Origin of the sequence: Acidovorax sp. Root402, from assembly GCF_001425125.1 — a bacterium.
GTDB classification, from domain to species: Bacteria; Pseudomonadota; Gammaproteobacteria; order Burkholderiales; family Burkholderiaceae_C; genus Acidovorax; species Acidovorax delafieldii.
Map to the genome: position 1 here is coordinate 635,032 of NZ_LMDQ01000013.1, position 23,550 is coordinate 658,581.

General features: G+C 62.4%; 20 protein-coding genes. 16 read left to right on the forward strand and 4 right to left on the reverse strand.

Annotated elements, in window-relative coordinates:
* The first annotated feature begins 11 nt into the window (after window positions 1-11).
* The 10 genes from nuoG (at window position 12) to ASC83_RS10370 (ending at window position 10,874) form a co-directional block, all read left to right on the forward strand.
* Entirely contained in the window at window positions 12-2,144 is a 2,133-nt protein-coding gene (gene nuoG, locus ASC83_RS10325) for an NADH-quinone oxidoreductase subunit NuoG (protein WP_056061564.1), read from the forward strand.
* A complete protein-coding gene (gene nuoH, locus ASC83_RS10330) occupies window positions 2,141-3,223 on the forward strand; it encodes an NADH-quinone oxidoreductase subunit NuoH (RefSeq protein ID WP_056061569.1) in 1,083 nt (360 codons plus the stop codon). Before nuoG ends, nuoH begins: the two co-directional genes overlap by 4 nt.
* A 12-nt stretch (window positions 3,224-3,235) precedes the next feature.
* On the forward strand, window positions 3,236-3,748 hold the full coding sequence (nuoI, locus tag ASC83_RS10335; protein WP_010463942.1) for an NADH-quinone oxidoreductase subunit NuoI: 513 nt from the start codon (window positions 3,236-3,238) through the stop codon (window positions 3,746-3,748).
* A 50-nt stretch (window positions 3,749-3,798) separates the two neighbouring features.
* Window positions 3,799-4,467, forward strand: coding sequence for an NADH-quinone oxidoreductase subunit J (locus tag ASC83_RS10340; protein WP_056061571.1), 669 nt, complete (start codon window positions 3,799-3,801; stop codon window positions 4,465-4,467).
* Window positions 4,464-4,772, forward strand: coding sequence for an NADH-quinone oxidoreductase subunit NuoK (nuoK, locus tag ASC83_RS10345; protein ID WP_005793248.1), 309 nt, complete (start codon window positions 4,464-4,466; stop codon window positions 4,770-4,772). The genes ASC83_RS10340 and nuoK overlap by 4 nt, the downstream gene beginning before the upstream one ends.
* Before the next feature lie 31 nt (window positions 4,773-4,803).
* Entirely contained in the window at window positions 4,804-6,825 is a 2,022-nt protein-coding gene (gene nuoL, locus ASC83_RS10350) for an NADH-quinone oxidoreductase subunit L (RefSeq protein WP_056061574.1), read from the forward strand.
* 13 nt (window positions 6,826-6,838) lie between these two features.
* The gene (locus ASC83_RS10355; protein WP_056061577.1) at window positions 6,839-8,314 is read left to right on the forward strand and encodes an NADH-quinone oxidoreductase subunit M; all 1,476 of its coding nucleotides are present in this window, start codon (window positions 6,839-6,841) and stop codon (window positions 8,312-8,314) included.
* 29 nt (window positions 8,315-8,343) lie between these two features.
* A complete protein-coding gene (gene nuoN, locus ASC83_RS10360; protein ID WP_056061579.1) occupies window positions 8,344-9,837 on the forward strand; it encodes an NADH-quinone oxidoreductase subunit NuoN in 1,494 nt (497 codons plus the stop codon).
* Between the two features lie 72 nt (window positions 9,838-9,909).
* The gene (locus tag ASC83_RS10365) at window positions 9,910-10,215 is read left to right on the forward strand and encodes a DUF2818 family protein (protein ID WP_056061582.1); all 306 of its coding nucleotides are present in this window, start codon (window positions 9,910-9,912) and stop codon (window positions 10,213-10,215) included.
* A 176-nt stretch (window positions 10,216-10,391) separates the two neighbouring features.
* Entirely contained in the window at window positions 10,392-10,874 is a 483-nt protein-coding gene (locus ASC83_RS10370; RefSeq protein WP_056061584.1) for a DUF1178 family protein, read from the forward strand.
* Between the two features lie 47 nt (window positions 10,875-10,921).
* Here ASC83_RS10370 and ASC83_RS10375 read toward each other — a convergent pair whose 3' ends face one another.
* A complete protein-coding gene (locus ASC83_RS10375) occupies window positions 10,922-12,757 on the reverse strand; it encodes an ABC transporter transmembrane domain-containing protein (protein WP_056062147.1) in 1,836 nt (611 codons plus the stop codon).
* A 379-nt stretch (window positions 12,758-13,136) separates the two neighbouring features.
* Here ASC83_RS10375 and ASC83_RS10380 point away from each other — a divergent pair, with 379 nt between their 5' ends.
* The 5 genes from ASC83_RS10380 to ASC83_RS10400 all read left to right on the forward strand — a co-directional run bounded on the left by ASC83_RS10380 (window position 13,137) and on the right by ASC83_RS10400 (window position 17,873).
* Complete coding sequence (locus tag ASC83_RS10380; RefSeq protein ID WP_015013285.1) at window positions 13,137-13,907, forward strand: ABC transporter ATP-binding protein; 771 nt, start codon at window positions 13,137-13,139, stop codon at window positions 13,905-13,907.
* Window positions 13,907-14,620, forward strand: a complete 714-nt coding sequence (locus tag ASC83_RS10385; RefSeq protein ID WP_056061588.1) for an ABC transporter ATP-binding protein — start codon at window positions 13,907-13,909, stop codon at window positions 14,618-14,620. Before ASC83_RS10380 ends, ASC83_RS10385 begins: the two co-directional genes overlap by 1 nt.
* A 59-nt stretch (window positions 14,621-14,679) precedes the next feature.
* Window positions 14,680-15,876, forward strand: coding sequence for an ABC transporter substrate-binding protein (locus ASC83_RS10390; protein ID WP_056061590.1), 1,197 nt, complete (start codon window positions 14,680-14,682; stop codon window positions 15,874-15,876).
* 98 nt (window positions 15,877-15,974) lie between these two features.
* Entirely contained in the window at window positions 15,975-16,859 is an 885-nt protein-coding gene (locus ASC83_RS10395; RefSeq protein ID WP_056061592.1) for a branched-chain amino acid ABC transporter permease, read from the forward strand.
* Between the two features lie 12 nt (window positions 16,860-16,871).
* Entirely contained in the window at window positions 16,872-17,873 is a 1,002-nt protein-coding gene (locus tag ASC83_RS10400; RefSeq protein WP_056061594.1) for a branched-chain amino acid ABC transporter permease, read from the forward strand.
* A 56-nt stretch (window positions 17,874-17,929) separates the two neighbouring features.
* On the opposite strand, the gene ASC83_RS10405 is transcribed toward ASC83_RS10400, so the two are convergent.
* From ASC83_RS10405 to ASC83_RS10415, 3 genes are read right to left on the reverse strand one after another with little or no spacing between them, the layout of a single operon-like run.
* Window positions 17,930-19,102 (reverse strand): lipocalin-like domain-containing protein, encoded by a 1,173-nt coding sequence (locus ASC83_RS10405; RefSeq protein ID WP_369816962.1) that lies wholly within the window; start codon window positions 19,100-19,102, stop codon window positions 17,930-17,932.
* 20 nt (window positions 19,103-19,122) lie between these two features.
* Window positions 19,123-20,214 carry a PLP-dependent cysteine synthase family protein gene (locus ASC83_RS10410; RefSeq protein ID WP_056061596.1) on the reverse strand — a complete coding sequence of 364 codons (1,092 nt, stop codon included), beginning with the start codon at window positions 20,212-20,214 and terminating at the stop codon, window positions 19,123-19,125.
* Between the two features lie 40 nt (window positions 20,215-20,254).
* On the reverse strand, window positions 20,255-22,930 hold the full coding sequence (locus tag ASC83_RS10415; protein ID WP_056061599.1) for an FtsX-like permease family protein: 2,676 nt from the start codon (window positions 22,928-22,930) through the stop codon (window positions 20,255-20,257).
* Between the two features lie 159 nt (window positions 22,931-23,089).
* On the opposite strand from ASC83_RS10415, the gene ASC83_RS10420 reads away from it, so the two are divergent.
* Window positions 23,090-23,518, forward strand: coding sequence for an Hsp20/alpha crystallin family protein (locus ASC83_RS10420; protein WP_056061601.1), 429 nt, complete (start codon window positions 23,090-23,092; stop codon window positions 23,516-23,518).
* The last annotated feature ends 32 nt before the right edge of the window (window positions 23,519-23,550 follow it).

Consider the following 23,550-nt stretch of genomic DNA (forward strand, 5'->3'; position numbering starts at 1 on the left):
CGAGAAAACATATGGTTGAAATTGAACTGGACGGTCAGAAAGTGGAAGTCGCCGAGGGCTGCATGGTGATGCATGCGGCTGAAAAGGCTGGCACTTACATTCCGCATTTCTGCTACCACAAGAAGCTTTCGATCGCCGCCAACTGCCGCATGTGCCTGGTGGACGTGGAGAAGGCTCCCAAGCCCATGCCAGCCTGCGCCACGCCGGTCACGCAGGGCATGATCGTGCGTACCAAGAGCGACAAAGCCATCAAGGCGCAGCAGTCGGTCATGGAGTTTCTGCTCATCAACCACCCTCTGGACTGCCCCATCTGCGACCAGGGCGGCGAGTGCCAGTTGCAGGATCTGGCCGTGGGCTACGGTGGCTCCTCCTCGCGGTACGAGGAAGAAAAGCGCGTGGTGTTCCACAAGGACGTGGGCCCTCTGATCTCCATGGAGGAGATGAGCCGCTGCATCCACTGCACCCGTTGCGTGCGCTTCGGCCAGGAAGTGGCGGGCGTGATGGAACTCGGCATGATCCATCGTGGCGAGCATTCGGAAATCACCACGGTCGCCGGCGACACGGTGGACTCCGAACTGTCGGGCAACATGATCGACATCTGCCCCGTGGGTGCATTGACCAGCAAGCCTTTCCGTTACAGCGCCCGCACCTGGGAACTGTCGCGCCGCCGCTCGGTGAGTCCACATGACTCCACCGGCGCCAACCTGATTGTTCAGGTCAAGAACCACAAGGTCATGCGCGTTGTCCCGTTTGAAAACGAGGCTGTTAACGAATGCTGGATTGCCGACCGCGACCGTTTCTCCTATGAAGCGCTCAACGGTGACGACCGCCTGACCCAGCCCATGCTCAAGCAGGGTGGGGTGTGGAAGGAAGTGGACTGGCAGACTGCGTTGGAATACGTGGCCAATGGCCTCAAGAACATCAAGAACGACCACGGCGCGGCCAGCATTGGTGCGCTGGTGAGTCCTCACAGTACGTTGGAAGAGCTGTATCTGGCCAGCGCCCTGGTGCGCGGTCTTGGTAGCGACAACATCGACTATCGTCTGCGCAACGCCGAGTTCGCTGCTCCCGAAGGTATTCGCTGGCTCGGTACGTCCATCGCTTCGTTGTCCACGCTCCAGCGCGTGCTGGTCGTGGGTTCCAACCTGCGCAAGGACCATCCGTTGTTTGCGCAGCGCGTCCGTCAGGCGGTCCGCCATGGCTGCCAGGTCAGTGCCATCGCTTCGGTATCCCATGACTGGGCCATGCCGGTGCAGACATTTGTGGCACAAGGTGCCGGCCAGTGGGTCGAGATGCTCGGAGGCATTGCTTCCGCCATCGCCCATGAAAAGGGCATTCCCGCTCCGCAAGGTGCCAGCGCGGCCAACGAGGCTGCCCAGGCCATCGCCCGCTCGCTGCTGGGCGGGGAGCGCAAGGCGGTGTTGCTGGGCAATGCGGCGGCGCACCACGCGCAAGCTACGCAGTTGCTGGCATGGGCCAACTGGATTGCAGAGAACACCGGTGCAACAGTGGGCTACCTGACAGAGGCCGCCAATACGGTGGGCGCGCAATTTGCGGGCGCTCACCCTGTCAACGGTGGACTGAATGCTGCTCAAATGCTCTCCGGTGGTTTGAAGGCGGCGGTGCTGCTGAACACCGAGCCCGTCCATGATTCTGCGACGGGTGCTCAAGCTGCAACTGCTCTTGCTGGTGCAGAAATGGTGGTCACGTTGAGCCCCTTCAAGGCCAACATGGAGTTCAGTGACGTTTTGTTGCCAATTGCTCCGTTCACGGAAACTTCGGGCAGCTTTGTCAACGCCGAGGGACGCATACAGGGTTTCCACGCCGTGGTGCGCCCTCTGGGCGATACCCGTCCCGCTTGGAAGGTTCTGCGCGTGCTGGCCAACCTGTTGGGTGTGCCAGGCTTTGACTTTGAGACCTCCCAGGACGTTCTGGCCCGTGCGACGAACGCCGCTGCCGGTGCCGTTGCGCAGGTGCCCGCCGCACAGTTGTCGAATGCAGTGAAGGCGTCGCCAGCCGCAACGGCTGCAGCTGGTGATCCGGTCGTGGCATCCATCTATCAACTGGACGGCTTGGTGCGCCGTTCTACGTCGCTGCAGCTCACTGCCGACGCACGCATGGCACGCGAAGGAGTGGCCGCATGATCGACGCGATCTACAACGCGGGCCTGAACCTGCTCTCCTTTGGGTGGTGGACCGGCATCGTCTGGCCAGTGCTCTGGATCCTGATCAAGATCGTCTGCATCTTGGCGCCGCTCATGGGTGCCGTGGCTTACCTCACTTTGTGGGAGCGTAAGCTGCTGGGCTTCATGCAAGTGCGCCACGGTCCCAACCGCGTGGGACCGATGGGGCTGCTGCAGCCCATTGCTGACGCACTGAAGCTGCTGACCAAGGAAATCATCCAGCCTACGGCGGCCAGCAAGGGCCTGTTTGTTCTCGGGCCCGTTATGGCCATCATGCCGGCCCTGGCTGCCTGGGTGGCCATTCCTTTCGGCCCCGACGTGGCCTTGGCGAATGTGAATGCTGGTCTGTTGTTGGTGATGGCCATCACTTCCATCGAAGTCTATGGCGTGATCATTGCGGGCTGGGCTTCCAACTCCAAGTACGCATTCTTGGGCGCACTGCGGGCCTCGGCACAGATGGTGAGCTACGAAATCGCGATGGGCTTTTGTTTCCTCGTCGTGATCATGGTGTCGGGCAGTATGAACCTGACGGAAATCGTGCTGGGTCAGGGGCGGGGCATGGCCGCAGACAAGGGCCTGACGTTCCTGTCTTGGAATTGGCTGCCCCTGCTGCCGATCTTCCTTGTGTACCTGATCTCTGGCGTGGCAGAAACCAACCGCCATCCCTTCGACGTGGTGGAAGGCGAGGCAGAAATCGTGGCCGGCCACATGGTCGAGTACTCCGGTATGGGCTTCGCGATCTTCTTCCTGGCCGAGTACGCCAGCATGTGGCTCGTGTCCATCCTGGCGGCTCTCATGTTCCTGGGCGGCTGGCTGTCTCCCATCGATAGCGCGGTGTTCAACTGGATTCCAGGCTGGATCTGGCTGGGTCTCAAGACCTTCCTTGTGGTATCCATGTTCATCTGGATCCGGGCTACCTTCCCGCGGTTCCGGTACGACCAGATCATGCGTCTGGGCTGGAAGATCTTCATTCCGGTCACGCTGGTGTACTTGTTGTTTGTTGGCGGGTGGTTGCTCTCGCCTTGGAATATCTGGAAATAAGCGGGGACACAAATGACTGCTGTTGCTGCTGCTGCACCTTTTTCGTTCAAGGATTTCTTCAAGAGCTTCATGCTCGTGGAGTTGCTCAAGGGGATGGCCCTGACTGGCCGCTACGCGTTTCGCCGCAAGGTGACCGTGCAGTTTCCCGAAGAGAAGACGCCTTTGTCGCCACGCTTCCGTGGCCTGCATGCACTGCGCCGTTATGACAACGGCGAGGAGCGTTGCATCGCTTGCAAGCTGTGCGAAGCCGTATGCCCTGCGATGGCCATCACCATCGAATCGGATGTGCGTGCAGATGGTTCGCGTCGCACCACGCGCTATGACATCGACCTGACCAAGTGCATCTTCTGCGGGTTCTGCGAAGAGAGCTGCCCGGTCGATTCGATTGTCGAGACACACATCTTTGAATACCACGGCGAAAAGCGTGGTGACCTGTATTTCACGAAGGACATGCTCTTGGCCGTGGGCGACCGGTACGAAGGTGAAATTGCGGCAGCCAAGGCTGCAGACGCCAAGTACCGCTGAGCGGTACGGGGTTCAGCCTCTTTGCCAGACTTTCTATAAAGACCCGATTCATGGACGCCAAGACTGGTTTCTTCTATCTCTTCTCGGTGGTGCTGCTGTTTGCAGCCTTCCGGGTGATCACTGCGCGTAACCCTGTGCATGCAGTGCTGTATCTCATCCTTGCGTTCTCGCAGGCGGCGGCTGTTTGGCTGTTGCTCAAGGCAGAGTTCCTGGCAATTGCGCTGGTGCTGGTGTACCTGGGCGCGGTCATGGTGCTCTTCCTGTTCGTGGTGATGATGCTGGACATTCATATCGATACCGTACGCAAGGGGTTCTGGAAGCATTTCCCTTTGGCGGCCCTCATTGGGGCGGTCATCGCCCTGGAAATGGCTGCCGTGTTGATGGGCGGATTCCGCGGCATGGAAGAGCCCAAGGCCGTCGCTGCCATGGTCGATGCCGCTGGTCATGTGGTCCCGTACTCCAACACCAAGGCGTTGGGCAAGCTGCTGTACACCCAGTATCTGTATCCCGTTGAGATCGCTGCAGTCATTTTGCTGGTGGCCATGGTGGCTGCCATCGCACTGACCCTGCGTCAGCGCAAGGACAGCAAGGCCATCAATCCTTCAATGCAGATCCGAGTGCGTGCGGCCGATCGTCTGGCAGTGGTCAAGGTGGCCGCCACCCAAAAGCCTGATGCTGAAGAGCCTGCGCAAGCTGCTGCCGAGGAGAAAAAAGCATGACATTGACTCTGGGCCACTTTTTGTCGCTGGGCGCCATGCTGTTTGCGCTCGCTGTGATCGGCATCTTCCTGAACCGCAAGAACCTGATCGTGCTGCTGATGGCGATCGAGCTCATGCTGCTGGCCGTGAACATGAACTTCGTGGCGTTCTCCCACTACCTGGGAGACATGCACGGCCAGGTGTTCGTGTTCTTTATCCTGACCGTGGCAGCCGCTGAATCGGCGATTGGCCTGGCCATCCTGGTGCTGCTGTTCCGCAACAAATCCAGTATCAACGCGGAAGACCTCAACACCCTCAAGGGTTGATGGGTCGCGAGTATTCCCAAGGTTCTCAAGAATGAGTCAAACCCTCTCTGCTTCAACCCTCCTGGCAGTGCCGTTGGCACCGCTGGCAGGCGCCTTACTGGCCGGCGTCTTCGGTACGACCTTCGGTGGTAACTGGATCGGTCGTCGCCTGAGCCATACCCTGACCATCCTCGGGGTGCTGGTTGCTTTCATCCTCTCGGCGATGACGCTCAAGAGCGTGGCACTCGATGGTGCCCGGTTCAATGAAACCCTGTACACCTGGATGGTGGTGGGTGGCTTGAAGATGGAAGTGGGCTTCCTGATCGACAGCCTCACGGCGATGATGATGGTGGTGGTGACCTTTGTGTCGCTGATGGTTCACATTTACACCATTGGCTACATGGAAGAAGACGAGGGCTACAACCGCTTCTTTGCCTACATTTCGCTGTTCACTTTCTCCATGCTCATGCTCGTCATGAGCAACAACCTGCTGCAGCTGTTCTTTGGTTGGGAGGCGGTGGGTCTGGTGTCCTACCTGCTCATCGGGTTCTGGTTCAACAAGCCTTCTGCCATCTTCGCCAACATGAAGGCGTTTCTGGTCAACCGCGTGGGCGACTTCGGCTTCATTCTGGGCATTGGCCTGATCGCAGCGTATACCGGCACCTTGAACTATGGCGAGATCTTCGCCAAGGCGGGTGAACTGGGCTTTCTGTCGTTCCCCGGCACCAGCTGGATGCTCGTCACGGTGATCTGCATCTGCCTGTTCATCGGCGCGATGGGCAAGTCAGCGCAGTTTCCCCTGCACGTCTGGCTGCCTGATTCGATGGAGGGTCCGACTCCCATCTCCGCGCTGATTCACGCTGCCACTATGGTGACCGCCGGTATCTTCATGGTGTCGCGCATGTCGCCTCTGTTCGAGCTGTCGGACACTGCGCTCAACTTCATCCTGGTGATCGGTGCCATCACAGCATTGTTCATGGGTTTCCTGGGCATCATACAGAACGACATCAAGCGTGTGGTGGCGTACTCGACGCTCTCGCAGCTCGGCTACATGACAGTAGCGCTTGGCGCCTCGGCGTACTCGGTGGCTGTGTTCCACCTGATGACCCATGCGTTCTTCAAAGCCTTGTTGTTCCTGGGCGCAGGCTCGGTCATCATGGGCATGCATCACAACCAGGACATCCGCTGGATGGGCGGTGTGCGCAAGTACATGCCCATCACCTGGATCACCTCGCTGCTGGGTTCGATGGCCCTGATCGGCACGCCGCTGTTCTCAGGTTTCTATTCCAAGGACAGCATCATTGAGGCGGTGCACTTTAGCCATCTGCCTGCAGCCGGTTTTGCACATTTCGCAGTGCTCGCGGGTGTGTTCATCACGGCGTTCTATTCCTTCCGCATGTACTTCCTGGTCTTCCATGGCAAGGAGCGTTACGACCAGAATCCGGATGCCCACCACGACGATCACCATGGCCACGGCCACGATGATCACCACGAACCGCACGAGTCTCCCTGGGTGGTGACGGTGCCTCTGGTGCTGTTGGCCATTCCTTCGGTGGTGGTGGGTTTCCTGTTCATCCAGCCCATGCTGTTTGGAGACTTCTTCAAGGACGTCATTTTTGTGGATGCGGCCAAGCATCCTTCCATGGCACACATGGCGGAGCATTTCCACAGCGCCTGGGCCATGGCATTGCACGGTCTGCAGACGGCGCCGTTCTGGCTCGCACTGGCAGGTGTGGCGCTTTCGTACTACATGTACATGGTCAATCCTGCGTTGCCCACGGCGATCAAGGCGCGCGTACAGCCCATCTACACATTGCTTGAAAACAAGTACTACCTCGACTGGATCAACGAGAACATTCTGGCCCGTGGTGCACGTGCGCTGGGCGTGGGTCTCTGGAAGGGCGGGGATCAGGCTGTGATCGATGGTGCCCTGGTCAACGGGTCCTGGAAGCTGGTGCGGTGGGTTGCCGGTGCTGTGCGTTGGGTGCAGTCGGGCTTCATCTACCACTATGCGCTGGTCATGATCCTGGGTGTTTTCGTCCTCATGACGTATTTCGTCTGGCTCAACAAGTAGGAGAAGAATAAAAATGGGTCTGTTGAGTCTTGCAATCTGGACACCGATTGCGTTTGGCGTGCTGTTGCTCGCCATCGGGCGCGATGAGCACGCGCGTGCCGTGCGCTGGCTGGCGCTCGTCGGCGCGCTGATCGGCTTCCTGGTCACGCTGCCTTTGTACGATGGCTTCAAGCTGGGTACAGCAGCCATGCAGTTTGTGGAGAAGGCTGACTGGATCGAGCGCTTCAACGTCCACTACCACCTTGGGGTGGACGGCATTTCCTTCTGGTTCGTGCCGCTGACAGCATTCATCACCGTCATTGTGGTGATTGCTTCCTGGGAGTCGATCACGGAGCGCGTGAACCAGTACATGGGCGCTTTCCTGATCCTTTCGGGGCTCATGATCGGTGTGTTCAGCGCACTCGACGGCATTCTGTTCTATGTGTTCTTCGAGGCAACGCTGATCCCGATGTATCTGATCATCGGCATCTGGGGCGGCCCCAATAAGATCTACGCAGCGTTCAAGTTCTTCCTGTATACGTTGCTCGGGTCGCTGTTGATGCTCATCGCGCTGATCTACCTGTACAACCAGTCGGGTGGCAGCTTTGACATTGCGACCTGGCATCAGCTGCCGTTGAGCGGACGTGCACAGACCCTGCTGTTCTTCGCATTCTTTGCCGCCTTTGCTGTGAAGGTGCCCATGTGGCCCGTCCACACCTGGCTGCCCGATGTGCACGTGGAGGCGCCTACGGGCGGTTCAGCAGTGCTGGCCGCCATCATGCTGAAACTGGGTGCCTACGGTTTTCTGCGGTTTTCGCTGCCAATCGCTCCTGACGCTGCACGCCAGTGGGCTTGGCTGATGATTGCCTTGTCGCTGATCGCCGTGATCTATGTGGGCCTGGTGGCTATGGTCCAGAAGGACATGAAGAAGCTGGTGGCTTACTCGTCGGTGGCGCACATGGGTTTTGTGACCTTGGGCTTTTTCATCTTCAACGACCTGGGCGTGTCCGGCGGTATTGTCCAGATGATTGCGCACGGTTTTGTGTCCGGTGCGATGTTCTTGTCCATCGGTGTCTTGTACGACCGCGTGCACTCCCGTGAAATCGCCGCCTATGGTGGCGTGGTCAACACCATGCCGAACTTCACGGCGTTTGCCCTGCTGTTTGCCATGGCCAACTGCGGTCTGCCGGGTACGGCCGGTTTTGTGGGTGAGTGGATGGTGATCCTGGGTGCCGTCAAGGCCAATTTCTGGATCGGTCTGGCTGCCGCCACTGCGCTGATTTTTGGTGCTGCTTACACCCTGTGGATGTTCAAGCGTGTGTACCTGGGCCCCGTGGGCAATGACAACGTCAAGGGCTTGACGGACATCGACAGCCGCGAGTTCCTGGTGCTTGCTGTACTGGGCATCGCGGTGCTGGCCATGGGCCTCTACCCCCGTCCGTTCACCGACGTGATGGACACCTCGGTGGCAGAACTGCTCAAGCATGTCGCGCAGACCAAGCTGAACTGAACAGACCAGACTGAACTGAGAGATTCGAGATGATTGACAACATCAGCTGGCTAGCGATTTACCCCGAAATTGTGCTGTTGACGATGGCCTGCGTGATTGCGCTGGTTGATCTGGGCGTACACAGCCCTCGTCGCACCAGCACCTATGTGCTGACCATGCTCACGCTGGCCGTGGTGGCTGCCCTGCAGGCCATGTATGCCAGCAGCGGTAACACCTTCTACGGTTTTGGCAACATGGTGGTGAGTGACGCCATGGGCAATTGGCTCAAGTGTTTTGCCACCGTGGCCATGATGGTCACCCTGGTGTATGGCCGCCCCTATGCTGCCGACCGCGACATGTTGCGGGGGGGTGAGCTCTTCACGCTGTCCATGTTCGCTTTGCTCGGCATGTTCATCATGATCTCGGGCAACAACTTCCTGGTGATCTACCTGGGGCTTGAGTTGCTCACGCTGTCGAGCTATGCCCTGGTGGCGTTGCGTCGCGACAACGCTACCGCCACAGAAGCGGCCATGAAGTATTTTGTACTGGGCGCCATGGCCAGTGGCTTCCTGCTGTACGGGTTGTCCATGGTGTACGGTGCCACGGGTTCGCTGGATATTGGTCAGGTGTTCAAGGCAGTCAATTCCGGTCAGATCAAGCATCAGGTGCTGGTGTTCGGCTTGGTGTTTGTGGTAGCCGGTCTGGCCTTCAAGCTGGGGGTGGTGCCTTTCCACATGTGGATTCCCGATGTCTACCAGGGCGCACCCACTGCGGTGACGCTGATGATTGGTGGTGCGCCCAAGCTGGCTGCATTTGCCATCACCATCCGTTTGCTGGTGGACGGTCTGCTGCCCCTGGCTATCGACTGGCAACAGATGCTGGCCGTGTTGGCGATTGGTTCTTTGCTCGTGGGTAACCTGGCAGCCATTGCGCAGACCAACCTCAAGCGCATGCTGGCCTACTCCACCATCTCCCAGATGGGCTTCGTGTTGCTAGGCCTGATGTCCGGGGTCATCAATGGCAACGTGGACGCCACTGCGGTGGAGAACGCCTACAGCGCCTCTATGTTCTACGTCATCACCTATGTGTTGACCACGCTGGCGGCCTTTGGTGTGATCCTGCTGCTGGCCCGGGAAGGTTTTGAGAGCGAAGAGATTTCCGATTTCGCAGGCCTCAACCAGCGAAGCCCCCTGTACGCTGGCGTGATGGCTGTCTGCCTGTTCTCCATGGCAGGTATTCCTCCTCTGGTGGGCTTCTATGCCAAGCTGGCGGTTCTTCAAGCCCTGATCGCTTCGGGGCAGACCATCTACATGGCGATGGCTGTGTTTGCCGTGATCATGTCGCTGATCGGTGCGTTCTACTACCTGCGGGTGGTGAAGGTCATGTATTTCGACGCACCCTTGACCGCTACCAATGTATCGGCGCCCGCCGATGTGCGCGTGGTGCTGACCATCAACGGCGCGTTGGTGCTGGTGTTGGGCTTGCTGCCAGGCGGTTTGATGGCCCTGTGTGCCGACGCCGTGGTCCGCGCACTGGCGACCTGATCGTAGCCTGCGCGCACACGCCGCGCGGGCTACTGCTCCCATTCCCAATTTGCTGCCTCGATCAGTTCCTCTGTGTCACTTACCGGTTCGGTTTGGCTTGTGATTGTGGCGGCTTTGATTGCCGCCAATCTGCCCTTCGTCAATCAGCGCTGGCTGGTGGTGGGCCCCTCCGTCGCCAACGGCAAGCCTCTGGTCGGGCGCATGGCCGAACTGATCGTTTTGTACTTCTTGGTGGGCGGGATGGCTCTGTTGTTGGAGCGTCGTGCAGGCCAAATTGCACCTCAGGGCTGGGAGTTTTACGCCATCACCGGCACCATGTTTCTCACGCTGGCCTTCCCCGGGTTTGTCTATCGGTATCTGCTGCGGCGCCACGGCTGAAGCAGCGGCCGGTTCCGGGCAGAGCCATTCGACAAAGCCTTGAGGGCACTTCCCCGTTGCCAGCTGAAGGCCGGCAAATGGGGTGGAGCACTTCTGAACACAACTCTGCACCTGGACGTTGATGTGCCTGGTAGCGCCCATCATGGGATTGCGCTCACCAGCGTACGATGCATCTTATGAAGGTACTGGATCTCCAATGTCAGCACGGCCATGTGTTTGAAGGCTGGTTTGGTTCTGAAGATGACTTTCAGAGCCAGAAGCAGCGCGGGTTGGTGGAGTGCCCTTTGTGCGCAGACGTCCATATCGACAAGCGGCTGAGCGCGCCGCGCCTGAATCTGGGCGCCCGCGAGCCCGCCGCAGCTGCGGCGGCACTGTCCGGCACAACTTCTGTTTCGCGTGCTGTTTCCAGCGTGCAGGTCGAGGCATCGACGCTTCCCCCGGCGCTACAGGCAGCGTGGCTGGAGCTGGCCCGCAAGGTCGTCGCTAATACCGAAGATGTCGGCTCCCGGTTTGCCGATGAAGCCAGGCGCATGCACCACGGCGAGGTTCAGGATCGGGCCATTCGTGGCCAGGCCACCGCGCAGGAGGCGTTGCAGCTGCTGGATGAGGGCATTGCCGTCATGCCGCTGCCAGCGGCAGTCAAGGAAACCCTGCAGTAGCCACTGCACCCGGTCCAGGGGGTAGACCTTGCGGAATGGTGCCGGGATCAACTGGTGAACTGCAGTGCAGCCAGACGCGCATACACCCCACCTTGTACCATCAATGCGCTGTGGGTGCCTTGCTCCACGATCTGACCGTGGTCCAGCACCACGATGCGGTCGGCATTTTGTACCGTGGCCAGGCGGTGGGCGATCACCAGCGTGGTCCTTTTGCCAGTGTGGCGCTGCATGGCAGTGTCAAGCGCGGCCTGCACCATGCGCTCACTTTCTGCGTCCAGTGCGCTGGTGGCCTCGTCCAGCAGCAACAGGGGTGGATTTTTGAGCATGGCTCGGGCAATGGCGATACGCTGGCGCTGGCCGCCCGACAGGCGTACACCCCGTTCGCCCAGAAACGTGTGATAGCCCTCGGGCAGGGCTGCGATGAAGTCATGCGCAAAGGCAGCCCGGGTGGCCGCCATGACCTCTTCGTCGGAGGCGTCCGGACGGCCATAGCGGACGTTGTCCATGGCCGAGGCGGAGAAAATCACGGCATCCTGGGGCACGGTGCCCGTATGGGCGCGCAGTGTGTCCAAGCTCAGGTCGCGGATGTCCACACCGTTCAATAGGATGCGTCCCTCTCGTGAACCCTGAGCACCCGCCTCCCTGCCTCTATCCACGTCATAAAAGCGCTGCAGCAACTGAAACACCGTGGTCTTGCCCGCCCCGCTGGCGCCCACCAGTGCCACGGTCTCTCCGGGTGACAGGTGCAGAGAGAAGTTCTGCAGCGCGGGCTGGTTCGGGCGCGACGGGTAGTGAAACTGCACGTTGTCAAACTGCACCTCCAGCCCTTGATCCGAAGTGGGCAGCCGCTTGGGTGTCGCAGGGTTTGCCACGGGGGAACGGCTCGACAGCAATTCCATCAAGCGCTCGGTGGCACCGGCAGCACGCAGCAGGTCTCCGTACACTTCGCCCAATACTGCCACCGCGCTCGCCAGCAGAATCACGTACACCACGGTCTGGCCCAGGTGGCCTGCACTCATCTGCCCGGCCAACACGGCTTCTGTGCCCCGGTACAGCCCCCACAGCAACAGGGCCGCGTTGGCGATGATGATGAAGGCCACGAGCAAGGCGCGCGCCTTGGTGCGCTTGACTGCCGCGCGAAAGGCGTCTTCCGTGGCCCGCGCAAACCTTGAGGCCTCGCGTGGCTCTGCGGTATAGCTTTGCACCACGGGGATGGCGTTGAGCACTTCGGCCGCGATGGCGCTGGAGTCGGCCACGCGGTCCTGGCTGTCGCGTGACAATCGGCGCACCCTGCGACCGATCCACATCGTGGGCAGCACCACCAGCACGACGGCCAGCAGTACCACCGACATCACATAGGGATTCGTCCACACCAGCATGACCAGGGCACCCAGGCCCAGAACCGCATTTCGCAGCCCCATGGACAGCGATGAGCCGACCACGGTCTGCACCAGCGTCGTGTCCGACGTCAGCCGCGACAGCACCTCGCCGGTTTGGGTGGTCTCGAAGAACTGGGGGCTTTGCTGCAGCACATGGCTATAGACGGCGTTGCGCAGGTCAGCGGTGACGCGCTCGCCCAGCCAGCTCACCATATAAAAGCGCGCGGCCGAAAACCCGCCCAGTGCCATGGCCACCGCAAACAGCTCTTCAAAATGCCCGCGAAGGGCCATGGCCTGCGCTCCCCGGTCACCCGTCGCAGAGACCAGGCCTCCATCGATGAGATTGCGCAGTGCCATGGGAAACGCCAGTGTGGCCAATGCCGCCAGCACCAGGAACACCAGCGACAGTGCAATGCGCGCACGATACGGCCGCAAAAAGGGCAGCAGTCCCGTGAGCGAGCGGGGGGCGCCACGGGCGGGTGTGGAGGAGGGGAGGGAGGGCATCATGGCAGTGTAGGCGGCTCAGCTGAGTGCCGCAGAAGGAGCGCGGTCCGGCCCCTCTATGGTTATAAGTGGTGCCCACGGCGGTGAATACCAAGGCTTGTCAGTAAAAAGTCAGTGATGGGCGCGGCGCTGCGCCACCACCGCGTGTGGTCTTCTGTGCCTGCCACGGCGCCAGATTGAGCATTGGCGCGCTGCCCGCGCCCGTACATCCCCAGCGCCATACGCCCTCAGGGCGGGTACGTAGGCATTTATACATAGGCATTAGTCCCAGTATCTACCGCGGGGTAGGGAGACATACGATGCGTTGCGATCCAACCTCCCCCGGAGACCTTGTTGCAAGGCTCCTCATTTCAGCACCTTACGGAGCGGCCAAGGCGCAATGAGCGACGTCATTCTTGAAACCAACAGCCTGACCAAAGAGTTCAAGGGCTTCACCGCCGTCAGCGACGTGAACCTGGCCGTTCGGCGCGGGTCCATCCACGCGTTGATCGGCCCCAACGGTGCAGGCAAGACCACGTGCTTCAACCTGCTCACCAAGTTTCTGGAGCCGACTTCGGGTGTCATCCGTTTCAACGGGCATGACATCACGCGGGAGCAGCCCGCGCAGATCGCACGCCGCGGCGTGATCCGGTCGTTCCAGATTTCGGCGGTGTTTCCACACCTCACTCTCATCGAGAACGTGCGCCTGGGCCTGCAGCGCAAGCTGGGCACGTCGTTCCACTTCTGGCGCAGCGAGCGCACCCTGCGGCAGCTGGACGACCGCGCCATGCAACTGCTGACCGAGGTGGGGCTGGAAGACCTGGCCGATGAAGTGACCGTGAACCTGCCCTACGGCCGCAAACGCGCACTGGAGATCGCGACCACGCTGTCCATGGAGCCCGAATTGATGCTGCTGGACGAGCCCACGCAGGGCATGGGCCACGAAGACGTGGACCGCGTCACGCAGCTGATCAAGAAGGTGTCTGCGGGGCGCACCATCCTGATGGTGGAACACAACATGAAAGTGGTCTCCACCATCGCAGACCGCATCACGGTGCTGCAGCGCGGCGCCGTGCTGGCCGAAGGCCCCTACGCAGAAGTCTCCAACAACCCCCAAGTCATGGAAGCCTACATGGGCACGACCGACGGCCAACTGCAGGGAGCGCACTGATGGCTGGCGTTCCTGCACTCGAAATCAAGAACCTCGAAGCCTGGTACGGCGAGTCGCATGTGCTGCACGGCGTGGACATCGTCGTCCAGCCGGGTGAGGTGGTTACGCTGCTGGGCCGTAACGGTGCAGGCCGCACCACCACCATGCGCGCCATCATGGGCCTGACCGGCGCACGCAAGGGCTCGGTCAAGATCAACGGCGTAGAAACCGTGAACATGCCGACGCACCGGATTGCGCACCTGGGCGTGGGCTACTGCCCCGAAGAGCGTGGCATTTTCTCCAGCCTGTCGTGCGAAGAAAACCTGCTATTGCCACCCGCCCTCAAGACGGGCACACCGGGCATGTCGGTGCAGGAGATCTACGCCATGTTCCCCAACCTGGCCGAGCGCAAGAACAGCCAGGGCACGCGCCTGTCGGGGGGCGAGCAGCAGATGCTGGCCGTGGCCCGCATCCTGCGCACTGGCGCCAATCTGCTGCTGCTCGATGAAATCTCCGAAGGCCTGGCGCCCGTCATCGTCCAGGCCCTGGCCCGCATGATCACCATGCTGCGCCAGAAGGGCTACACCGTGGTCATGGTTGAGCAGAACTTCCGTTTTGCCGCACCGCTGGCCGACCGGTTCTACGTGATGGAGCACGGCCGCATCGTGGAGAAGTTTGGCGCCGCCGAGCTGGAGGCCAAGATGCCCGTGCTCAACGAACTGCTGGGCGTCTGAGCCACGCCCACACCCTTTCCCCACCGTTTTCTTCCACCACACCCACAGGAGACAAATCCATGAAGAAACAACTCAAAGTGCTGGCACTGATGCTGGGCGTTGCAGGTCTGGCCACCTCGGCCGCGCACGCACAGGACAAGGTCAAGATCGGTTTCATCACCGACATGTCCAGCCTGTATGCGGACGTGGAAGGCAAGAACGGCGCAGTGGCCATTCAGATGGCGATTGATGACTTTGGCGGCAAGGTGCTGGGCATGCCCATCGAGCTGCTGACAGCAGACCACCAGAACAAGGCCGACATCGCAGCCTCCAAGGCCCGGGAGTGGATCGATACCCAAGGCCTGACCATGCTGTTTGGGGGAACCAACTCGGGTACCGCACTTGCTTCGGCCAAGGTCGCTGCCGAGAAAAAGCGTGTCTATATCAACAACGGTGCTGCCAGCTCCGCGCTGACCAACGACCAGTGCACACCGTACACCGTGCACTACGCGTATGACACCGTGGCACTGGCCAAGGGCACGGGCTCGGCCATTGTGGATGGCGGCGGCAAGAGCTGGTACTTCCTGACGGCAGACTATGCCTTCGGCCATGCGCTCGAAGCCGACACCACCGCCGTGGTCAAGGCCAAGGGCGGCAACGTGGTGGGCGCTGTGCGCCACCCGCTGAACGCGTCCGACTTCTCGTCCTTCCTGCTGCAGGCACAGAACTCCAAGGCACAGATCCTGGGTCTGGCCAATGCAGGTGGTGACACCATCAACTCCATCAAGGCTGCCAAGGAGTTCGGCATCGGCAAGAGCATGAAGCTCGCCGGCCTGCTGATCTTCATCTCCGATGTGCATAGCCTGGGCCTGCGCAACACCGAAGGCCTGCAGTTCACCACCAGCTGGTACTGGGATCTGAACGACGAGACCCGCAAGTTCTCGGCCCGCTTCTTCGAGAAGACCAAGCGCATGCCGACCGAAATCCAGGCGGCTGACTACTCGGCCACCATGAATTACCTCAAGGCCGTGGAAGCCGCCAAGTCGGTGGACGCCGACAAGGTCATGACCACATGGCGCGGCATGAAGATGAACGACTTCTTCGGCTCGGGCCAGCTGCGCGCCGACGGCCGTTATGTGCACGACATGTACCTGATGGAAGTGAAGAAGCCCGCAGAGTCCACCAAGCCTTGGGACTATTACAAGCTGATCAAGAAGCTGCCTGGTGACTCGGTGTTCACCACCAAGGCCGAGAGCAAGTGCCCGCTCTGGAAGTAAACCCCTGAGAGGGCCCACGCCGGCCTGGCTGTCCCAGCGGGACGCCGGGCCCAGTGTGGCCCTCTGACCTGAACTCTCTCCACCTGCTGCTGCCTCCCATGGAAATCTTTGGTGTCTCACTGCCCGGCCTGTTGAGCCAGCTCCTTCTGGGGCTGGTCAACGGATCGTTCTACGCAATCCTCAGCCTGGGGCTGGCTGTGATCTTTGGCCTGCTCAACGTCATCAACTTTGCGCACGGCGCACTGTTCATGACCGGGGCATTGCTGACATGGATGGCCATGAACTACTTCGGCATCAACTACTGGTTGATGCTGGTGCTGGCGCCGCTCTTGGTGGGGCTGTTCGGGGTGCTGATCGAGCGCTTGCTGCTGCGCTGGATCTACAAGCTTGATCACCTGTACGGGCTGCTGCTCACGCTGGGCCTGACCCTGCTGATCGAAGGCGTGTTCCGCTCCATCTATGGCGTGTCGGGCCTGGGCTACGACACTCCCGAGCTGCTGGAAGGCGCGACCAACCTCGGCTTCATGATCATGCCCAATTACCGTGCGTGGGTGGTGGTGGCCTCGGTGGTGGTGTGCATCGGCACCTGGTACGTGATCGAAAAAACCAAGCTGGGCGCCTATCTGCGCGCCGGTACTGAAAACCCGCGCCTGGTGGAAGCCTTCGGCATCAACGTGCCGGTGATGGTGACCCTGACCTACGCCTTTGGTGCTGCACTGGCTGCTTTTGCCGGTGTGCTGGCCGCCCCCGTGTACCAGGTCACCCCGCTCATGGGGCAGAACCTCATCATCGTTGTGTTTGCCGTGGTGGTGATTGGCGGCATGGGCTCCATCATGGGCTCCATCTTGACCGGGCTGGGCCTGGGAGTGATCGAAGGTTTCACCAAGGTGTTCTACCCCGAAGCGTCTTCCACCGTGGTGTTCGTCATCATGGTCATCGTTCTTCTCATTCGCCCCGCCGGCCTGTTCGGCAAAGAAAAATAAGGGGCCGCCAGCATGAATTCCAAGAACACTGCCACCATTGGTTACGGCCTGCTGTTGCTGGCCCTCATTGCCGCGCCTTTTCTCGGCGCCTATCCCGTCTTCGTGATGAAGCTCATGTGCTTTGCACTGTTTGCTTCCGCGTTCAACCTGCTGCTCGGTTATACCGGCCTGTTGTCTTTTGGCCATGCGGCCTTCCTTGGTGGCGCCGCCTATGTGGCTGGCCACGCCATCAAGGTGTGGGGCCTGACGCCTGAAGTAGGCCTGCTGCTCGGCACCGCCGGTGGCGCGCTGCTGGGCCTGCTGTTTGGCTGGCTGGCCATTCGCCGCCAGGGCATCTACTTCTCCATGATCACATTGGCGTTGGCGCAGATGCTGTTCTTTGCCTGTCTCCAAGCCCCCTTCACGGGTGGTGAGGACGGCTTGCAGGGTGTGCCGCGCGGCAAGCTGTTTGGCTTGATCGATCTGCAAAGCGACCTCGTCATGTACTACGTCGCGCTGGTCATCGTGGTCGCAGCCTTCTTGCTGATCGTGCGCACCATCCACTCGCCGTTCGGCCAGGTGCTCAAGGGCATCAAGGAGAACGAGCCCCGCGCCATCTCGCTGGGCTATGACACGCACCGCTTCAAGCTGCTGGCCTTTGTGTTGTCGGCGGCTCTGGCGGGCCTGGCAGGCTCTCTCAAGACCCTGGTGCTCGGCTTTGCCACGCTGTCCGATGTGCACTGGACCGCGTCGGGTCAGGTCATCCTGATGACGCTGGTAGGCGGCCTGGGTACGCTATCCGGCCCACTCATTGGCTCGGCCGTGGTGGTGCTGCTGGAGAACAAGATCGGTGAATTCGGCAACCTGTTGGCCGCCTTGACCAGCGTGGAATGGTTCAAGACCCTGGGCGAATCCGTCACCATGGTCACGGGCCTGATTTTCGTGATCTGCGTGCTGGCCTTCCGCCGCGGCATCATGGGCGAGATCATTGCCTGGCTGGCGCAGCGCCGCGCAGGCAGCTCCGCCAAGCATTGAGGGTGTGACGCTGCACGTTCTGGCGGCCTTCATCAGGCATCAGGCCGCTGCTGCTTTTACAGGCGCAGCGGCTTTGCGTATCCGGTCATCTCCAGGTAGCCCCTACCTATGGGTTGGCCTCTGGCGCTCATCAGGTCAGACAGCCCTTCCCAATAGATGGCCCCCGTTGATCCGCTGCTGTCCAGCTCCTGGCTTTCTAGCAGCGCGTTCACTTCAAAGCTGCCTGCGGGCGTTTCCACCTGCCACTGCACCGGGTAGCGCGCGCCACTGCGCGGGCTGGTCCACCACCGCAAGGGGGTGAACGTCACAGACTGCGCCCCAAACACCTGCACCGGCTGCCCGGGCGCTCGCCACGATCCGCCCGCCCACAACGCAGTGCCATCAGCCCGCCGCAGGCGAAAGGCTGTGAGCGCGCTGCCGTCGTGCAGGTTCATGCCGATCCAGTCCCACCCCTGGGCGTCAGGGTGCAGCAGTGCCTCGCTCCACTCGTGGTCCATCCAGGCGCGGCCCGTGTCGGGCGTCACCGCCAGGCGTTGGTTGCCCACCTGCAAGGTACCGCTGACGGTGAGCTGAGGCTGGCTGTAGTAGTAGCTGGCCTGCTCGGCGTCCGGCCCCTTACGGGACAGCCCCTGCTGCCCCTGGAGCAGCAAGGGCTGGGTGCTGTCAAACACCAGGTCCAGCCCAAACTCGCTGCCCACGATGTGTGTGGTGTAGCGGCTGGCCGTAAAGTCCAGATTTCCGCGTGCGGTGTCGCTGCGCTCCAGCGTCCAGTCCTGCAGGCGGATTCGGGTGTCGGCCTCACTGGCCTGCGCCACCCCAAAACCAGCACGCGCAATGCGCTGGTCATGCACCAGCCGCTGGCCTCGCACATCGGTGACGGCGGCGTGCGCAAACAGCAGGTATTTGGCCGCAAAGGCGGACTGCAACTGCTGTGTGCCATCCACCCGCGAGCGGAAGAACGTGATCTGAAAACCCCAGGGTTGCCCCTGCGCCTGCACATGGCCGGTGATGTACCACCACTCGGTGCGCAGCTCCGGGTGGCTGCCGTGGTCACGCGGAAAGACCAGCGTGCGTGCCGGCAAGGCATGCGCGGCAGGGGGCAACCACCCCGCAGCACCCACGGCGGCCGCCAGGCCCCAGGGCATCTGCTGGGCCAGCCATTGCCGGCGCGTGACCATGGGGCCGGGGGCAAGCGGCAAAGAACCTGGGGGCAACGCGTGGGAGGGCATAGTGCAGTGCGTGGCTGGCATCAGCCGATCAGGCCATCCACCTTCTGCTGCGCGGCCGAGCAATCGCCAAACGTGCGGTCCACCCATTCGGTGTCGAAATACGTGGGCAAGTACCGTTCGCCCGCATCACACAGCAGCGACAGGATGGAGCCGCGCTCGCCCCGTTCGCGCATCTCGCTGGCCAGCGTGAGCATGGCCACAAAGTTGGTGCCTGTGGACGGGCCCACGCGCCGCCCCAGCAACTGCGACAGCGCACGCATGGCGGCGATGGACTCGCAGTCCGCCACATCCACCATGCGGTCCACCAGCGTGCGGATGAAGCTCGGCTCCACCCGTGGGCGTCCAATGCCTTCAATGCGGGATCCTTGCGCCGTCAGCTGCGCATCGCCCGTGCGGTGGTAGGCGCTGAACACCGACCCCGCCGGGTCGGCCACACACACCTGCGTGGCATGGCGCTGGTAGCGCACATAGCGCCCAATCGTGGCGCTGGTGCCGCCCGTGCCCGCACCCACCACAATCCAACGCGGCACCGGGTGCGGCTCGCGCGCCATCTGCGTGAACATGCTCTCGGCAATGTTGTTATTGCCCCGCCAGTCGGTCGCGCGCTCGGCATACGTGAACTGGTCCATGTAGTGGCCGCCCGTTTCCTCGGCAATCGCACGGGCCGCGTCATACACAGCGCCCGCGCTGTCCACAAAGTGGCAACGCCCGCCATGGAACTCGATCTGCGCAACCTTCTCGGGCGACGTGCTGCGCGGCATCACCGCCACAAATGGCAACCCCAGCAGCCGCGCAAAGTAAGCCTCACTCACCGCCGTGGAGCCGCTGGAGGATTCGACGATGGTCGAGCCTTCATGCACCCAGCCATTGCACAGCGCATACAAAAACAGCGACCGCGCCAGCCGGTGCTTCAGGCTGCCCGTGGGGTGGGTGGATTCGTCCTTGAGGTACAGGTCAATGCCATGCGCGGCAACCGCGGGCAGGCGCAGCGGGATCAGGTGGGTGTCGGCACTGCGCTGGTAGTCTGCTTCGATGCGGGCGATGGCTTCGTGGAGCCAGGGGGCGCGATCTTGAGGGTGGCAAGGTTCGGAGGTGTTCTGTTGAAAAGACATAGTTGCATTGTCGCGGTGTTCCATGGGGTAGCTCGTATCTTCACCAATCCTCTTTCACCGCCATCACCGCATCCCTTCCCGCCGCCGCCCGGCCCGCCAGCCATGCGGTGACCGTGCCCGACACAACAACGGCAGCACACAGCCCCAGCAACCTCCAACCCGGCACCGCCAAATCCATCGTCCAGTGAAAACTCTGCGGGTTGACCACGTGCACCAGCACGACGGACACGGCCAGCCCCAGCAGCACCCCCGCCGCTGCACCCACCGCCGTCCACGCGGCCCCTTCGCCCGCCACCACGGTCAGTATCTGGCGCCGCGTGAGGCCCAGGTGGGCGAGCAGGCCAAACTCCTTGCGCCGTGCCAGCACCTGGGCGCTGAAGCTGGCGGCCACGCCGAACAGGCCGATGCCGATGGCGACGGCCTGCAGCCAGTAGGTGACGGCGAAGCTGCGGTCGAAGATGCGCAGCGAGCGTTCGCGGATGGTGGCGGCGGAGCTGAATTCCACCAGGGCCTCGTTGCCGTCGCCCGTGGTGGCGCCCGCCGCAGTGGAGGGTTGGCGGCCGGCTTGGGTCGCAGCGACTGCGCGGATGGACGCCTGCAAGGCAGACACATCGGTGTCCTCGCTGGGCCACAGGGCCAGGTCGCTGGTGCGGGCGTCGCCGGTCAGGCGCAGCCACACCGCGCGGTCCATCACCACGGCGCCGGTTTGCCGGGCGTAGTCCCGCCAGATGCCTGCTATGTAAAAGATAGCTGTTGGCGCATGATTCTCTAGCGCTTTGGGGCTAAAAGCCTTGGAAAGTGCAGGCCACTCCATGCCGGGGCGCAGGCCGTACAGGTCCACCACGGCCTCGCTGATGTACACGCCGGTGCGGCCGGGGGGCACCGGCAGGGCCTCGCCCACAAGCGGCAGGGTCTGCGCCGGCTCATCGCCCAAGGGGCGGCTTAGCACCGTGAGCGAGGGCAGGGTGGGGGACAGCTGCAGTGGGCTGGCGCGCAGGGGCTGCATGCGGTCCAACCCTGGCAACTGGCCCACCGCTTCGGCAAAGCCTGCGGGCAGCAACGTGGCCTCACCGCCGCTCGTGCCACCCGCACTGAGGGCCGAGCGCACGTACAGCGGCGACGGCAGCACTGCGTCCAGCCACTGTGTGACCGAGCCGCGAAAGCTGGACACCATCACCGTCAGCGCCACGGCCAGGCTGAGGGATGCGACCACACCGCCCACCGCGATGGCCGCGCTGCCACGCATGCGCCGCGCGCGCTCCAGCGCCAGCAGTGGCAGCGCATGGCGTGCGGCCAGGGGCTGCAGCCACGCCAGCAACCGCGCCATGCCCCAGGGCAGCAGGGCGATGCCACCCACCAGCAGCAGCGCAATGGCCACGTAGGCAGCCAGTGGAATGCCAAATACGGGTGGGGCGCCAGTCAACAGTGCCCCGGTAGCTATCAAAACGATACCAACAGTGCCCTTGTCCGCCTGGCTGGCTGCGGCGCCGAGGCCCTTCAGGGTCTGGGCCGGGGGCAGTGTCTGCGCGGCGCGTGCGGGCCACAAGCCACCCGCCAAGGCGGCCGCCACGCCCAGTGCGCCGTACACCAGGGCGGCGGGGGCGCTCCATTGCAGCGCGGGCCGCACGCCCGCAAAGTAGCCACCGCCCAGGTCGCCGCCCAGCAGTTGCAGTGCCGTGGCCGCCAGCGCGGTGCCCAGCGTTATGCCCAGCACGCTGCCCAGCAGGCCCAGCGCTGCCGACTCTGCCAGCACCAGTGCCAGCCGCTGGCGCGGTGTGGCGCCCAGCACGGCCAGCAGCGCAAACTGCGGCCCGCGCTGCGCCACGCTGAGGGCCAATACCGAAAACACCAGAAACGCCCCGGTGAACAGTGCCACCAGCGCCAGCACCGTCAGGTTGACCCGGTAGGCGCGCGACAGGTTGCTGATGCGTTGGGTGGCATCGCCGGGCTGCGCCAGCACCAGGTTGGCAGGCCAGCCGGGCTGCGCGCGCAGTGTGGTCTCCCACGCAGTGCGGTCGGTGCCGGGCTGCAGTTGCAGGTCGATGCGGGTGAGTGCGCCCGCGCGGCCAAACAGGTCTTGCGCGGCGCCAATGTCCATCACGGCCAGCGGCGCGCCGCCGGCGGTCACGGTGCCCGCCACCTGCACGGTGAGCGCTGCTTGCAAACCCACCTGCAGCGTGAGGCGGGGCAGGGGCGACGTTGGTGCTGGAGCGGCGGCAGAAAGCCCCAGCACCTGCAGCGCGGCCGTGTTGAGGAACACCGTGGCGGGTGCGAAGAGGGCAAACCGGTCGGCGCTGTCCCAGGGGCGCGGCACCAGCGCCGGGGCCATGGTGGGCAGCAGCAGTGCATCGGCGCCCAGCACGCGGATGGGCGTGCGAAGGGACTGGCCTTTGGCACCCGCGGCTGTATCTGCCTGCGCTACGGCCGACAGCTCCAGCAGCGGGCTGGCGCGGGCCACTTGCGGGTCGGTGGCGAGGCGTTCGTACAGCGCCTCGGGCAGGCTGCCTTGCATGGCGCGCAGCTCCAGGTCGGGCTGGCCGTTGACGGCGCGCACCGCCTGCGAGAACTCGTCCAGCGCCGACGCATTGATCACATGTACCGCAAACGCCAGCGCCACACCCAGCATCACGGCCGCCACCGCTGCGGCGCTGCGCCAGGGGTGGTGGCGCAGGTCTTGCCAGGAGAAGGTGCGGAGCAGGGCGAGCATGTCCTGCATTGTGGCCGCAGGCGTTGGGAGCCTGGGTTTTTGACGCACATCAACCTTGCATTTCAACCCCCTTGAAGCCGCGATACCGCAGGCCTATCTTGGAGTCAGGGCCCGCCCTCCTGCGCTGGCTCAGTTGTCTGTTTCAACCCCTTTTCAGGAGCCAAAACCATGAACTCTCTCGTGACCCGTGGCAGTCTGTTTGACGACTTTTTCAAGGACATTGCCCCCGGCTTTTACGTGCGCCCGCTGCATGGCGACAACCTGCCTTCGCCCAGCCAGATCAAGGTGGATGTGAAGGAAACCGAAGGTGGCTACACGGTGCAGGCCGAGGTGCCCGGCGTGGCCAAGGAGGACATCCATGTCTCGCTCGAAGGCAATGTGGTGAGCCTGCGCGCCGAGGTGCGCCAGCACGATGAAAAGCGCGAAGGCGAAAAGGTGCTGCGCAGCGAGCGCTACTTTGGCGCCGTGGCGCGCAGCTTCCAGCTGCCCGCCGATGTGGACGCCGCGCAGGCCAAGGCCAAGTATGACAACGGCGTGCTGACGCTGACCCTGCCCAAGAAGGTGAACAAGGCGGCGCAGCGGCTGAACATCGAGTAAGAGCCCGCAGCCGCTTTGGCTGCAATGGGGCT